The sequence below is a fragment of the Rothia sp. LK2492 genome (genome assembly GCF_040946345.1).
GTDB classification, from domain to species: Bacteria; Actinomycetota; Actinomycetes; order Actinomycetales; family Micrococcaceae; genus Rothia; species Rothia endophytica.
In genome coordinates, this window is sequence record NZ_JAYWLX010000002.1 from 228,549 (window position 1) to 243,696 (window position 15,148).

At 56.1% G+C, this 15,148-nt stretch carries 10 protein-coding genes and 1 riboswitch; of the genes, 9 read left to right on the plus strand and 1 reads right to left on the minus strand.

Annotation, left to right across the window (positions count from 1 at the left end; genetic code table 11):
* Position 1 precedes the first annotated feature (1 nt).
* The 7 genes from VVR27_RS03220 (at position 2) to gatB (ending at position 9,429) form a co-directional block, all read left to right on the plus strand.
* Positions 2–1,123 carry an adenylate/guanylate cyclase domain-containing protein gene (locus VVR27_RS03220; RefSeq protein WP_409349923.1) on the plus strand — a complete coding sequence of 374 codons (1,122 nt, stop codon included), beginning with the start codon at positions 2–4 and terminating at the stop codon, positions 1,121–1,123.
* A complete protein-coding gene (locus tag VVR27_RS03225) occupies positions 1,120–2,202 on the plus strand; it encodes a PP2C family serine/threonine-protein phosphatase (RefSeq protein ID WP_368547047.1) in 1,083 nt (360 codons plus the stop codon). Before VVR27_RS03220 ends, VVR27_RS03225 begins: the two co-directional genes overlap by 4 nt.
* A 120-nt stretch (positions 2,203–2,322) precedes the next feature.
* A complete protein-coding gene (ligA, locus tag VVR27_RS03230; protein WP_368547159.1) occupies positions 2,323–4,518 on the plus strand; it encodes an NAD-dependent DNA ligase LigA in 2,196 nt (731 codons plus the stop codon).
* 631 nt (positions 4,519–5,149) lie between these two features.
* Complete coding sequence (locus tag VVR27_RS03235) at positions 5,150–5,818, plus strand: transglycosylase family protein (protein ID WP_368547048.1); 669 nt, start codon at positions 5,150–5,152, stop codon at positions 5,816–5,818.
* Positions 5,819–6,027: 209 nt separating this feature from the next.
* Positions 6,028–6,324, plus strand: a complete 297-nt coding sequence (gene gatC, locus VVR27_RS03240; protein ID WP_251380745.1) for an Asp-tRNA(Asn)/Glu-tRNA(Gln) amidotransferase subunit GatC — start codon at positions 6,028–6,030, stop codon at positions 6,322–6,324.
* Positions 6,325–6,333: 9 nt separating this feature from the next.
* Positions 6,334–7,923, plus strand: a complete 1,590-nt coding sequence (gene gatA / locus VVR27_RS03245) for an Asp-tRNA(Asn)/Glu-tRNA(Gln) amidotransferase subunit GatA (protein WP_368547049.1) — start codon at positions 6,334–6,336, stop codon at positions 7,921–7,923.
* Positions 7,924–9,429: an Asp-tRNA(Asn)/Glu-tRNA(Gln) amidotransferase subunit GatB gene (gene gatB, locus VVR27_RS03250; RefSeq protein ID WP_368547050.1), complete on the plus strand. Its 1,506-nt coding sequence runs from the start codon at positions 7,924–7,926 to the stop codon at positions 9,427–9,429.
* Positions 9,430–9,821: 392 nt separating this feature from the next.
* Here the strand turns inward: gatB and VVR27_RS03255 are convergent, their stop codons facing one another.
* Positions 9,822–11,993 carry a S9 family peptidase gene (locus tag VVR27_RS03255; protein WP_368547051.1) on the minus strand — a complete coding sequence of 724 codons (2,172 nt, stop codon included), beginning with the start codon at positions 11,991–11,993 and terminating at the stop codon, positions 9,822–9,824.
* Between the two features lie 300 nt (positions 11,994–12,293).
* Positions 12,294–12,408, plus strand: a riboswitch (SAM riboswitch).
* Between the two features lie 106 nt (positions 12,409–12,514).
* Here VVR27_RS03255 and VVR27_RS03260 point away from each other — a divergent pair.
* Both VVR27_RS03260 and VVR27_RS03265 read left to right on the plus strand, forming a co-directional pair.
* Positions 12,515–13,858, plus strand: coding sequence for a bifunctional o-acetylhomoserine/o-acetylserine sulfhydrylase (locus tag VVR27_RS03260; RefSeq protein ID WP_368547052.1), 1,344 nt, complete (start codon positions 12,515–12,517; stop codon positions 13,856–13,858).
* 18 nt (positions 13,859–13,876) lie between these two features.
* Positions 13,877–15,127, plus strand: coding sequence for a homoserine O-acetyltransferase (locus VVR27_RS03265; protein WP_368547053.1), 1,251 nt, complete (start codon positions 13,877–13,879; stop codon positions 15,125–15,127).
* Positions 15,128–15,148 lie beyond the last annotated feature (21 nt).

The following is a 15,148-nucleotide window of genomic DNA, read 5'->3' on the forward strand; positions in this document are numbered from 1 at the left end:
CGTGGAGAAGCCAGCAAACGGCATCGGCTCTGAAGCCGGTACCGAACGCTACAGGAGCAAGCGCCGCAGGCACGGGGTGCAGGGTCAGCTTTACCGCAGCGACGAAGCCCGAGAGGGCGTTTTGGAGCTTGAGCGGGCTTTGCTGGGCGATAACCGCAGTCTCACCCGCGCCGAAGTCGCTGCTGAAGCTGACGTATCGCTCCTCACGGCGCGTAAGATTTGGCGTTCGTTGGGTATCCCCAACCTTAAAGACGACGATGCCTTTTTCACGCATATGGACAGTGAAGCTCTGACCACCATTAGCAATATGGTGCGCGAAGGCAAGCTCACTGAGGACGCCTCCCTTTCAATTACACGATCCGTCGGTCAGATGATGGACCGCATGGTGGTGTGGCAGGTGGAAACTCTGGTTGAAGATATGGTCATCAACCGGGGAATTACTGATGCGGAAGCTCGAGCCGAGTTGCTACACCTCCTCCCTAAACTTCTCGACGATTTAGAACTCATCACCGTCTACGGCTACCGCCGCATGATGAACTCTGCAATCCTGCGTCTAGCTCTGCGCGATGAACAGGACGATGCTGATTTAGCTGAAACTGCTTTACCGCTTGCCCGAGGCGTGGGCTTTGTTGACCTAGTTTCCTACACCTCCTTATCTCGTGAGATGAACGAGAAATCTTTAGCGCGTTTGGTCAAGCATTTTGAGCAACGGTGCGCAGAGGTCATCGCAGTAGGTGGCGGCCGCATTATTAAAACGGTGGGGGACGAGGTCATGTACCTGGTAGAGTCACCCGAGGACGGAGCACGCATTGCGCTGACCCTATCTAAACTGATCAGTGAAGATTCGCAGCTACCTGAAGCTCGCGTGGCTTTTGTGTGGGGGCGGGTGCTTCCCCGCCTCGGTGATATTTACGGCCCCACCGTCAACCTGGCGTCACGGCTCGTGGCTCTCACCGAACCCGGCGTCGTGCTCACCGACAGCTCAACTGCTGATGCGTTAGAGGGCGATGAACGATTTGTGCTGATTCCGCAGGGCGTGCGTAACGTGCGCGGCTTTGGCAACGTCAGGCCCGTGGCCATCACCCCGGGAATTGGTAATGAACTGGAGATTGAATTCGAATGAGCACGGCAGAACGCCTGACTGTTTACACTGGCACCGCCACTGACGTTGGGCAGCACAGGGACAACAATGAAGACTCACTGACTGTTGCAGGTACTCTCTGCGTCGTGGCAGACGGTATGGGTGGGCACGAAGCTGGTGAGGTTGCCTCACGTCTGTGCACTCGTACTCTGGCTTACTCTCAAATGTTTACCCGCCCCGGGGGTATGACGGAAGAAGAAGAGACTAAATTTCAGCAGGCTTTAGAGGCTGAAATTCAGCAGAATACTGAGGAGCCTCAAACTAATCGTCGCTTGCGCCGCCGCAAGGACACCTCGGTGCTCAACCAGCAGATTCTTAAAACCATCGAGAACATCAAGGGCGTTATCTCTGAGGCTGATGAAGCCATCAAAAATACTCTGGGCCTGCGTGCCGGCACCACGTTGACCGGTGCCTGGCTAACTCATATTGGTGAGCAGCAGATGTGGTTCATCTTTAACGTTGGTGACTCACGCACTTACCGGTTGCTTCGGAGTGAAGACGTAGAGACCGAGGAAGCTCTATCAATCTCTAATGGCCCCATTGAGGGTCTTCGGTTGGAGCAAGTCACGGTTGATCACTCTGAGGTGCAGTATCTAGTAGATACCGGTCAGATTACCGCACTAGAGGCGCTGACCCACCCTCGCCGCAACGTCATCACCCGTGCTCTGGGTACCGGCAACTATTGGGAACCTGACTTTTGGGTTATTCCGGCTAAGCCGGGTGACCGCCTCATGATGTGCTCAGATGGTTTGTCCGGCGAGCTTTCCCACAACTATATGGCGCGTGTTCTAGCGACCGTTGAGCACCCTCAGGACGCTGCGGATGTGCTACAGATGGCAGCCCTGCGCGCCGGAGGTAGGGACAATATCACCGTGGTGGTGGCAGATGCCATCACCGAAAGTGATGCCAAGGTCAGGGCTGAAGAGCTCAAGGAACTGACCCACACCGATGCCCACAAGATTGCCGCCCGTATCGAAGAATTCGACTATGAGCACACCACTGATACCGAAGAGGAACAGTTCCACCCCGAACGCGAACTGCACCGCGGTATTAACGGCTAGCACCTTTTCTCTATGGTAGTCCAGGGCGCCGCACCCCATACCCGGGGTGCGGCGCCCTTTTCCTTAGCTAATCCGCTTTTAGGGCACGCATTTTCAGGGCACAATAGAGGGGTGAGCGATATGAAGGACCTACCCGGTGTAGAAGAAGAGACCGTGCACGGCATTGACCGCGACCTGCTAGAAAGCCAGGGGGTGTCAGCTGAACTTAAAGAAGAATATGCGCAGCTGGTAGATCGTGTGCGCGAAGCTAGGCAACAGTATTATATGGACGACGCTCCGGCGCTGTCAGATGCTGAGTATGACCAGCTCTACCGGCAGTTGGAAGGTTTGGAGGCTAAGCACCCCGAACTGATCTCTAATGATTCTCCCACTCAGGAGGTCGGTGGAGAGGCGTCCAGCGCTTTTGCACCAGTACAGCACCTAGCGCGTATGTATTCACTTGAGGACGTATTCTCGCTGGAGGAGCTTGGAGTCTGGCTCGACCGCGCCGAGGCGAACGCCGAGCAGATGACAGGTGCGCGCCCCACCTGGCTGACTGAGCTCAAGATTGACGGGCTGGCAGTAAATCTGCTCTACCGTGATGGGGTTTTGGTGCGCGCTGCCACGCGAGGTGATGGCACTACCGGCGAAGATGTCACCCACAACGTTCTGACTATTAAGAGCATCCCCACCCAGTTGACCGGTAGCCAACACCCTGCTGAGATTGAGGTTCGCGGGGAGATCTTCATATCGTCTAAAGATTTCAAAGCACTCAACGAGAGCATGGTAGAGCAGGGTAAAGCCCCCTTCGCCAACCCCCGCAACGCAGCTGCCGGTTCTCTGCGTCAGAAGGACGCCACGCTGACTGCCCAGCGCCCTTTGAGCATGTTTGTGCACGGTATCGGTGCTCAGAGCGGTCTGTCTATTAGCAATCAGTATGAGACCTATGAGCAACTACACCAATGGGGGCTACCGGTCAGCCCTTACTCACGGTTGTTGAATAGCCGTGAGGAGATCCTGGAGTTCATTGCCACATATGGGGAGCAGCGCCACTCCTTGATTCATGAAATCGATGGCATTGTTATCAAGGTCAATGATTTTGATACTCAGGCACGTCTGGGTTACACCTCCCGAGTTCCCCGATGGGCAGTGGCCTACAAGTACCCACCCGAAGAGGTTCACACCAAACTTCTAGATATTTTGGTGAACGTGGGCAGGACCGGTCGAGTAACTCCCTTTGGCATGATGGAGCCTGTGAAGGTGGCAGGCTCTACCGTTGAGATGGCCACACTGCATAATCAGGAAGTTGTTAAGGCTAAGGGTGTCTTGATTGGCGACACAGTGGTACTCCGGAAGGCTGGGGACGTCATCCCCGAGATTGTTGGCCCTGTAGTTGCCCTGCGTGATGGCAGCGAGCGGGAGTTTGTGATGCCTACTCTCTGCCCCTCCTGTGGAAAGCCTCTTGCTCCTGCTAAAGAGGGGGATGTTGATATCAGGTGTCTTAACGCTCGTTCCTGCCCATCCCAGCTCAAAGAGAGGGTTAACCATCTGGCTGGGCGCGGTGCCTTTGATATTGAAGCACTGGGTTATGAGGCAGCTCGGGCACTCACCAGCCCAGCGGAGCCAGAGGTCCCCCCGCTCACGAGTGAAGCCTTCCTATTTGATCTCACCCCTCAGGATCTTGCGGATGTGAAAATCGAGAGGGAGAAGACCCTGCGCGGTGTCACACAGATGGTGCGCGAACCCTATTTCTATAGCAAAGGGACCGCTAAGAAACCCAGTGCACCGAAGGCGAACACACTCAAGCTCTTCGAACAGCTGGAAAAGGCTAAACAGCAACCGCTCTGGCGTGTGCTGGTTGCTCTGTCGATCCGCCACGTTGGGCCTACCGCAGCTCGGGCACTTGCCACAGAGTTTGGGTCTATGGACGCTATCCGTGCAGCTAGCGAGGAACACCTCTCTAATGTCGATGGGGTAGGAGCGATTATTGCCCGCTCGCTCATTGAATGGTTCGAGGAGGACTGGCACCGCGAAATAGTCGATCGTTGGGCTGCTGCCGGGGTGCGCATGGAAGATGAGCGCGATGAGTCTATCCAACGAACACTTGAGGGGCTGACCGTAGTCGTCACCGGATCTCTTGAAGGCTTCACCCGTGACAGCGCTAAAGAGGCCATTATTCTGCGGGGCGGGCGAGCATCGGGCTCTGTCTCAAAGAAGACAGATTATCTTGTAGCAGGAGCCGCTGCAGGTTCAAAGCTAGATAAGGCTGAAAGCCTGGGGGTCAAGGTGCTAGATGAGGCAGGATTTGAGGCTTTGCTGGCAGGAGACCTGTCTTAAACGGTGGCAGAGATGTGATTTACGATACCAAATCGTGATTTTTGTAGGGGTGCTTGGGTCGCGTATAAGCCCGAGCACCCCTGAAATTTAGGGGTTTCACTCTTTAAAACGGGTTTTGTAAAGACCCCCCGCTCTATTTTTGTTACCAAATTGTGACTTTCTGATCTGCGATGAGGGGGAAAGTTTAAAAAGTTTTAAGAGATGTGAAACTAGGTTTAGACGCTAAAAACAGCTCAGCGGAGATTTGGCTCCAAGTGCGTGCCTGCTTCGATAAAGCCCGCCAAATCAGCGTGCAATGCGGTGTGAACCCTGGGGCAAACAGTGCAAGGGCGTTCCGCCCTGAGGGTTTTGTTAATACAGGGCTAGTGATGGCTTAAAGGTGTTTCATCTCAAAAAGGGGTTGGCATGGCCCTAATCGTTACGTTATCGTTATCAACGAATCGAAAACGCCTTCACTCTGAAGGCTTTATAGTTCGCGGTGGAAGCCGCGAACACATGCTGGGTTATACCGCACACCTGATATCGTCTACAGGGTATAACCTTCACAAGATCCACTCAACATCTTGGGTAGACGGTAACGCACAGACGCCCAGGGATGGGAAGAGCGTAAGGTGGCCTTCGGAGCATATACATGACTTCCAACATTCGTCGTAACGCAGCAGCACTTGCCCTCGGTGGCGCAGCAGCAGTAGCTACTCTGGCAGCTCCCGCAACCTCAGCAAACGCAGCTCCCCTCGAAGCTTGGGATGCACTGGCACAGTGCGAGTCCGGTGGTAACTGGTCAATCAACACCGGCAATGGCTACCACGGTGGCCTGCAGTTCTCACAGTCCTCATGGAACGCAGCAGGTGGCTCAGGTTCACCCGCAGCTGCTTCAAAGGCTGAGCAGATTCGCGTAGCTGAGAACCTCCTGCAGATGCAGGGTTGGGGCGCATGGCCTTCATGCACCGCTCAGCTTGGCCTTTCCGCTTACGGTACCTCTAGCGCACCCGCAAATCTTGCCCCCCAGTCAAACGAAGTTGCAGAAATTGCAGCACCTGCTGTAGTTGAAGCAGCACCCGTTGCAGAAGCAGCACCTGCTGTAGTTGAAGCAGCACCCGTTGCAGAAGCTCCTGCAGCTGCAGTAGCTGAAGCACCCGTTGCTAACACCTACACCGTTGCCGCTGGCGATACCCTTTCAGAAATCGCTTACGCTCACGGCTTCAGCAGCTGGGATGCGCTTCTGGCAGCTAACTCAGAACTGATTACCAACGCTAACGTTATCGAAATCGGCTGGGAACTCACCATCCCCGCTCAGTAAGGTCTTTATCAATAGGCTTTAGCGTCTACAGCGCATCAAAAGGTGCCCGTGTACCCCAAAGGGGAGCGCGGGCACCTTTTTGTTTACCTCTTACTATTTGTCTTTCTGCGGACGGACAGAGTCTGTCCACCAGCCCCGGTGGTGGGCGCCCGGGGGCAGTGCGGTAAACTAAGAGACTGAAAACCTATGTCTACCTCGTGGAAGTGATTATGTCTGCCATTACGAGTGAGCAGGTGGCGCACCTGGCCATGCTGGCTCATATTGAGATGACCGAAGAAGAGCTTGCCTCGATGGCAGCTGAACTCGATGTCATCGTTGACTCTGTGAAGTCAGTGTCCGATGCGGTATCAGCTGATATCCCCGCAACGTCGCACCCCATCCCCCTGCAGAATGTCTTCCGTGAGGATGTTGTGGGTGAAACTCTCACCGCTGAAGAAGCGCTCTCGGGAGCACCCGATGCTGAAGACGGCAAGTTCAAGGTGCCGGCTATTTTGGATGAAGACTAAGGAGCTGGCATGAACAATATGTTGACACTTACCGCAGCAGAAATTGCTGAAAAGCTTACCGCAGGGGAGCTAACCTCTGTAGAGGTAACCCAGGCTTTTATTGACCGTATTATCGCTACGGATGGCGCGGCACTGGATGCCGACAACCGGGCTGCCGGAAAGAACGGCGTGAACGCTTACCTGCACCTGAACGCTGAAGAAGCGCTGACTGTAGCAAAGAGCGTGGACGAAGACCGAGCTGCCGGTAAGGAACTGCCGGCTCTGGCGGGCGTCCCCATTGCTGTCAAGGACCTCATCGTCACTAAGGGCCAGCCCACCACAGCCGCTTCCCGCATGCTTGAGGGCTGGATGAGCCCTTACGATGGCACCGTTACCCAGAAGATTCGCGGTGCGCGCATGCCGATTCTGGGCAAGACCAACCTGGACGAGTTCGCAATGGGATCGACCACCGAGCACTCAGCCTTTGGTGTGACCCGTAACCCCTGGTCGCTGGACCGCACCCCCGGCGGCTCCTCGGGTGGTACCCTAGCAGCACTCGCGGCCTTCCAGGCACCCCTAGCGCTTGGCACCGACACAGGTGGTTCGGTGCGTCAGCCCGCAGCTTTCACGGGCACTGTGGGTATGAAGCCCACCTACGGCTCAATTTCGCGGTACGGTGTGATTGCTATGGCATCATCACTCGATCAGGTGGGCCCCTGCGCCCGCACCGTGCTCGATACCGCCCTGTTGCACGAAGTAGTTGCCGGACACGACCCGAAGGACTCCACTTCACTGCAGACTCCTGTAGGCTCCTTTGCTGATGCTGCCCGTGCTGGTGCGGCTGAGGGCGGGCTTCAGGGGCTGCGCGTAGGCGTTATTAAGGAATTGAGTGGCGAAGGCTTCCAGCCCGGCGTCCTGGCTCGTTTTAATGAGTCTCTTGAACTGCTCAAGAGCGCTGGTGCTGAAATCGTTGAAGTATCCCTGCCTTCTGTCAAGGAAGCCATTGGTGCCTACTACCTGATTATGTCTTCTGAGGTTTCTTCAAACCTCGCTAAGTATGATGGCGTGCGCTTCGGCCTACGCAAGCTGCCTGAAGAAGGCAACGTCACTATCGAGCGCGTCATGGGCGCCTCACGAGCCGCCGGTTTTGGTGCAGAAGCTAAGCGCCGCATCATCCTGGGCACCTACGCGCTCTCAGCAGGCTACTACGACGCCTACTACGGTTCGGCTCAGAAAGTGCGCACCCTTATCCAGCGTGACTACGCTAAGGCATTTGAGGTCGCGGATGTACTGGTATCGCCGACCGCTCCCACCACCGCCTACAAGCTGGGCGAGAAGACCAAGGGTGACCCTATGGCTATGTACATGGGCGATATCGCCACCGTGCCGACCAACCTGGCTGGCGTGCCCTCTATTTCTCTGCCCGGTGGCCTCGCTGATGAAGACGGTCTACCCGTTGGTATCCAGTTCACCGCCCCCGCCCATGAGGACGAGCGCCTCTACCGCGCCGGCGCTGGGCTTGAAGCCCTGCTGACCGAAAAGTGGGGTGGCCCTCTGCACCAGCAGATGCCTGACCTTGAAACCTTGATTCGTGACTTCAACTTTGAGGGAGCTAAGTAAATGACTGACGACATTCTGTCCTTTGAAGAAGCCATGGAAAAGTACGACCCTGTACTCGGCTTTGAGGTGCACGTAGAGCTCAACACCGCTACCAAGATGTTTGACGCTGCCCCCAACGCCTTTGGCGACGAGGCAAACACCAACATTACCCCGGTCTCCCTGGGCCTGCCCGGTGTTCTACCGGTGGTCAATGGTAAGGCAGTGGAGTCTGCTATCAAGCTGGGTCTAGCATTGGGCTGTGACATCGCCCCGGTCTCTCACTTTGCGCGTAAAAACTACTTCTATCCCGATACCCCCAAGAACTTCCAGACCTCTCAGTTTGATGAACCTATCGCTGAGAACGGCTCTATCGATATTGAGCTTGAAGACGGCACCGTCTTCACCATCGATATCGAGCGCGCTCACATGGAAGAGGACGCCGGTAAGCTGACCCACAAGGGCGGCGCCGCTGGTCGTATCCAGGGCGCTGACTTCTCGCTGGTGGACTACAACCGTTCCGGTGTGCCCCTCATCGAAATCGTTACCCGCCCCATTGTGGGTGCAGGGGAACGCTCTCCTGAGCTGGCTCGTGCCTACGTAGCGGCTATCCGCGAAATCGTTAAGAACCTGGGTATTTCGGACGCCCGTATGGAACGCGGTAACGTGCGCTGTGATGCCAACGTTTCACTGATGCCCAAGGGCACCACCGAATTCGGAACCCGTTCAGAGACCAAGAACGTTAACTCCCTGCGCTCAGTCGAACGTGCCGTACGCTACGAGATTCAGCGTCATGCTGCCGTACTAGATGCTGGCGAGAAGGTGGTGCAGGAAACCCGCCACTGGCACGAGGATACCCGCACCACCACCTCGGGTCGTCCTAAGTCTGACGCAGATGACTACCGCTACTTCCCTGAGCCGGACCTAGTACCCGTGGTAACCGATGCCGAGTGGATTGAGCGTTTGCGCGCCGAACTGCCCGAGCCTCCCGCTGAGCGCCGCCGCCGTCTCAAGGCTGACTGGGGTTTCTCCGATGAGGAGTTCCGCGACGTGGTCAACGCTGGTGCAATGGACGCCATCGAAGAGACCATTGCAGCTGGTGCCCCCGCTGCTGTGGCGCGTAAGTGGTGGATGGGTGAAATCGCTCGCATCGCTAAGGAACGTGAAGTCGAACTGACTGAAACCGGTGCGACTGCTCAGACCGTCCTTGAGCTCAATAAGCTCATTGAAGCCAAGAAGATTAATGACAAGATTGCCCGCCAGGTGCTGGGTTTTGTCATTGATGGTGAGGGTGAGCCCGCTGAAATTGTTGAGAAGCGTGGCTTGGCAGTTGTGTCTGACGACGGTGCGCTAACCACCGCTATCGATGAAGCTTTGGCTGCTATGCCCGATGTTGCCGATAAGATCCGTGCCGGTAAGGTCCAGGCTGCCGGTGCTATCGTCGGCCAGGTCATGAAGGCGACCCGTGGTCAGGCTGATGCCGGACGCGTGCGTGAGCTCATCCTTGAAAAGCTGGGAGTAGAGGGCTAAAAACCACCCCCTCCTTGAAAAGAGCAGGGCACGGGATCTTCTTCCTGTGACCCTGCTTTTTCTTTTAAACTGATAGGCGCCCGTCCAGTAGTGGACGGGCACCTACACTCGCACTACCGGGGTGTGCTAAGGGGGGGGGCACACTTCTCAGGAGACAGGTACTAGGGAACCTGTAACCCCCGATGCTTTCAGGATAATTTTCCGCACTGCTCATCCTGAAATGACCTACCACAGGGGTCATAGTGCGGAAATTATGGTGTCCTATTCACAATATAGAGACAGGAGTGATTGAGTGAAATAAAAAGAGCAGGGGATATAAGCGTTGGTTGTTGATAGCCCCTGCTGCTGAGAAAGCACTCAATACTTTTTATGCCCGAATATTTTAAATGTATCTATTTTTTATCGGACAGATGAGATAACAAAAACGCGTAATCCCAGGCAATGTCGCGCCAGGCCGTGTACCGCCCTGAGCCTCCACCATGCCCGCCGTCCATTTCTGTCTTGAGTAGGGGAACCGGTGAGTCTGAAGATATAATTTCACGCAGTTTAGCTACCCATTTTGCAGGCTCAACATACAACACACGTGTGTCATTAAGGGAGGTGACTGCGGCTATCGCCGGGTAGGCAGTAGCTCGGATGTTTTCGTAAGGGCTGTAAGACTTCATATAGTCGTAAACTTCACGGTTCTCGATGGGGTTACCCCATTCTTCCCATTCCAAAGCAGAGAGCGGAAGCTCTGGGTCGAGAATGGTAGTAAGGGCGTCCACGAAGGGAACCTGGGCTAGGCAGGCTTTGTACTTCTGCGGCGCCATATTTAGTACGGCCCCCATGAGCAGACCGCCGGCAGAACCACCCATAATACCTATCCGTTGTTCGTCCACCCAGGGGAGTGAGGCGAGAAAGTCGGTGGAATCAATGAAATCTGTGAAAGTGTTCTTCTTGGCTAGTTTCTTGCCTTCGGTGTACCAGGACCGGCCCATCTCGCCACCACCGCGGATATGAGCAATCACAAATACGGCACCGCGGTCGAGGACGCTCAGGCGGGCTACGGAGAAGTAAGGATCCATTGAAGCTTCATAGGAGCCATAACCGTACTGAATCACGGGGTGCGGTTGTGTCTTATCCACATCAGCTAGGTGCATGACAGAAAGAGGAATCATGGCGCCGTCGGCAGCTGGCGCCCACATGCGATAAGCGGTGTACTGATCACGCTCGTAGCCCAGAACCGGCGTTTCCCGGCGTAGCACCAGCTCATCGGTATCAGGGAAGTAGTCATAGACACTGCTGGGCGTGAGGAAGGAGGTGTAGTTGAGGCGAATCACCGGGGACATAATGTTCATCCCTGAACAGGAGGAAGTGTAGAGCTCCTCACTAAAGCCGCCGGGCTGAGTGAACTCGATACCGCGGGGGTCGCCTACAGCGAGCTGATGTGACAGTGAGCTGCGGGGTGCAACAAAGACCTTAACCGTGGTGTTCTCTCGCGCCATGACCGCAAGGTGGTTGCGCGAGAAGCTAACGCTCTCGATGCGTACATCGTCGCGGTGCGGCATAAGAGCCACCCAATCAGCCCGCAGACGCTCAAAAGGTACATAGGCTTCGGGGAGAGGTGCTATGACGATTTCTGAGTTGGGCGCATCAAAGTCATGGGTGAGCACCAGGTAGGCCCTTCCATCGACATCGATGATGTCGGTGCTGTATTCAACCCTTTGCTCCCTACTAATAATCAGCGTGGGCTCTACCTCGCCTAACTCATGAATATTGACCACGCGGGTCTCAGTGTACTCAGAGTTACCGGAGGTCATCACCACGTGTGTACGGGAGGACGACATCCCCGCTCCCAGCCACATGCCCTGATCCTCTTCGGTATAGAGAGCAATGTCATCAGCCGGGCTACTTCCCACTCGATGAGCACGAATCTGATAGGGGCGCCAGGAATCATCGGCTACAGCATAGATAAGGTGGTTAGCGCCCGAGGCAAAGAAAGCTCCGGCGAAGATATCTTCAATCTTTTCATCCAGCATCTGGCCGGTTTCAAGGTTTTTGAAGTGCTGGGTGTAGCGCTCATCGCCGGTGTCATCGACTCCAAAGGTCAGCAGTCGTCCGTCGCGAGTAACCTGGAAGGAGCCTAGTGAGAAGAAAGGTAGGTCTCGCGCAAACTCGTTGCAGTCCAGCACCACTTCTTCACCCTCAAGCGGCTGACCGGGCACCACCTGCGGTGGTGTATAACGCTCAACAACGCTGCCTTCTGTTAGGGCAGGCACCCGGCACATAATGGGGTACTGCTCGCCGGCTACCGTCCGATTGAAATACCACCAGGCACCCCTGCGGGAGGGAACGGACATATCCGTTTGCTGAGTGCGGCCTTTAATCTCTTCAAAAATAGCGTCGCGCAGAGGCTGCTGGTCAGCGGTAACCCCATCGGTGTATGCATTCTCTGCTGTGAGATGGGCAAGCACCTCTTCGCTCTCTTTATCACGCATCCATTCGTAGTAATCAATGAAAGTATCGCCATGATGAGTGCGCTCGCTGGCGATGCGTGGGGGACGGGGTGGGGTGAGCGTCATGAGATGCCTTTCTGATGGTTTCTTCTCCAGTCTAGTGGAGAGAGGTTTCCCCGTAAGAGCAGGAGCGGGCGGACGATGAGCGCGGCCAAGCTAGTCGGGGCTGGGGTGAATTGACGAGTGAGCGCTAGCGAACCCTGCGAGAGGGGCAGCTTGAACGCGCTCCTAGACCGTCCGTGGTCTTAATCCAAACTGGGTAAGGGTAAGAGTTACACCTGCGTAATTTTTGCAACAAATGAAACATGCTGACATCTTGCAGTCTTTTCTTGACGCCATGAAACCCGCTAAGGAAGACTAACAACAGGTCAAGAGCGCCAGCACTAAGCCTCAGCTAGCTGGCCGGCAACCCTCCACCTGCGGTGGGGTGCCCTGAGTGAAGACCTGACACATCCCAGACGGGTATGTGTAAGCGCGGGACCGATGTGCCATCTCCTTCGGTGCATCACCTTCCGGTAGACCGGGAGTTACGGCATGCGGCCCCACCTTGCGAGATATTTTCCTCACTAGAGACTGGAGCTACCAACATGACGACCTCACAGAACATCCCCACTCCCAGCAAGCCTGCCGGCTGGAAATTTGAGACCCAGCAAATTCACGCTGGTCAAGAACCTGACCCGGTCACCGGGGCACGCGCTTTGCCGATTTATCAGACCACCTCTTTTGTCTTTAAGGATTCACAGCAGGCAGCTAACCGTTTTGCTCTCTCTGAGCTGGGCCCCATCTATACCCGTATTAATAACCCCACCCAAGAAGCGGTAGAAAACCGTATCGCGGCCCTAGAAGGCGGAGTGGGAGCGCTGTTGCTCGCATCTGGTCAGGCAGCCAATACTTTCTCGATTCTCAATATTGCCGGGGCAGGGGATCACATCGTTGCCTCGCCCTCTCTTTACGGCGGTACCTACAACCTCTTCAAATACACCCTGGCGAATCTAGGCATTGAAACCACTTTCGTTGATGACCCCGCAGACCCCGAAAGCTGGCGCGCTGCCGCCCGCCCTAACACCAAAGCTTTCTTTGGGGAGACCCTGCCCAACCCTCGCGGGGACGTGCTGGATATTGAACCCATTGCAGATGTAGCTCACAGCGTAGGTGTTCCCCTTATCGTGGATAACACCGTAGCAACGCCTTATCTGCTGAACCCCATCAAGCACGGTGCTGATGTTGTGGTGCACTCTGCGACTAAATATCTAGGGGGCCACGGAACCTCTGTGGGTGGTGTCATCGTGGACGCCGGCACCTTCGACTACGGTGCTTACCCCGAAAAATACCCCATCTTTAATCAGCCCGATGAGAGCTACCACGGCCTGGTCTACGCCCACGACCTGGGCAAAGACGGCGCCTTTGGCGTCAACCTCTCTTACATTTTGAAAGCCCGCGTGGCCCTGCTCCGTGATTTGGGAGCATCAATTTCTCCGACCAATGCCTTTAACATAGCGATCGGGCTTGAGACCCTGTCACTACGCATGGAGCGACACGTGCAGAACGCTGCTGCAGTTGCCCGCTTCTTATCTGAGCATCCCGCGGTTGAATCGGTGGTTTACTCGGGTTTGGAAAGTTCACCCTACTACGGGCTGTCTCAGAAATACCTGCCCCGCGGCGCCGGTGCAGTCCTGGGCTTCACTCTCAAAGACGCGGATGCTCCCACCGCCCAAAAATTTGTAGATGCGCTGTCCTTACACTCCCTCCTGGTCAACATTGGCGACGTGCGCAGCCTGGTCGTACACCCGGCGTCCACCACGCACAGCCAATCAACGCCAGATGAGCTAGCCGCCATCGGCATCAATCCCGCCTTTATTCGCCTCTCGGTGGGTATTGAACATATCGATGATATTTTGGCTGACCTCGAACTAGGCTTTAACGCGCTCTAAAGTACGAAAGGTAAATCGATGACGATTAAAGCCTCGACCACTGATACCGCTGCTGGCACCCGTGTGGACGGCGTACTTAAGTACGCCCAGATCGGCGACCTAGCCCTCGAAAACGGTGAAACTCTGCCCGACGTTGTCATTGGCTATGAAACCTGGGGGACCCTCAATGAAGCCGGCGATAATGCGGTGTTGATTCTGCACGCGCTGACCGGTGACACCCACGTTTCTGCCGGTCGCGCGGCTTCGGATGCTCCGGCAGAAGTGCGGGCGGCAGCTGAAGCAGGTGGTTGGTGGCCTACCGCTGTGGGCCCAGGGCGAGTCATCGATACCGATAAGTACTTTGTGGTGTCCCCCAATATGGTGGGGGGGTGCTACGGCTCAACAGGGCCGGCTTCCCCCTCACCCCTTTCCGTAGATTCTGAAGGCAAACCCTGGGGCTCTCGCTTCCCAGCCGTTACCATTCGGGATAGCGTCCACGCCGAGAAGGTACTGGCTGATCAGCTGGGCATTACGTCTTTCCATCACGTGGTGGGCGGCTCACTGGGTGGAGCGCGTGCCATTGAATGGGCGGTGACTTACCCCTCCCTGGTGCGGTCGGTAGCTGTGCTGGCTTCGGGTTCGGCAGCTACAGCAGAACAAATTGCCTGGGGGCACATGCAGAATCTAGCGATACGCCAGGACCCCAACTTTGCCGGCGGCGATTACTACGGCGGCCCCGCTCCTGATACCGGGCTGGCACTTGCCCGACGTATCGCGCACACCACCTACCGTTCGGCGGCTGAACTACACTTCCGGTTTGGGCGCGACGAACAGCCGGGCCACGAGGTGCTTGCCCCCAAGTACAGTGAGCGCGGCCGCTACCAGGTGGAAAACTACCTGGATTACCATGGGCAGAAGTTGACCGCGCGTTTTGACGCTAACTCCTACCTAGCGATCAACGAGGCGCTACTGAGCCACGATGTGGCACGTGGTCGCGGCAATCTTGAGAAAGCGCTGGCTCTCTCCACCTGTCGATGGACGCTTGCCTACGTTGACTCGGACCGCCTCTTCTTCCCATCCGACACCCAGATTATTGCTGCCTCCCTGCCGCAGCCGGTGGAGCCCGCCGTGATCCATTCACCCTGTGGACATGACGGTTTTCTGATTGAGCACCGCCAGCTGGAGCGCATTCTGCTGCAGAGCTTTGAGGCGCAGGACGCTGCAGACGGGCAGAAGACTCGCTCAGCCGGCCGCGCCTACCCACGCAAATATTTGAGGGTGGTCGCCTAACTATAATGCTCGGCAAAAGCC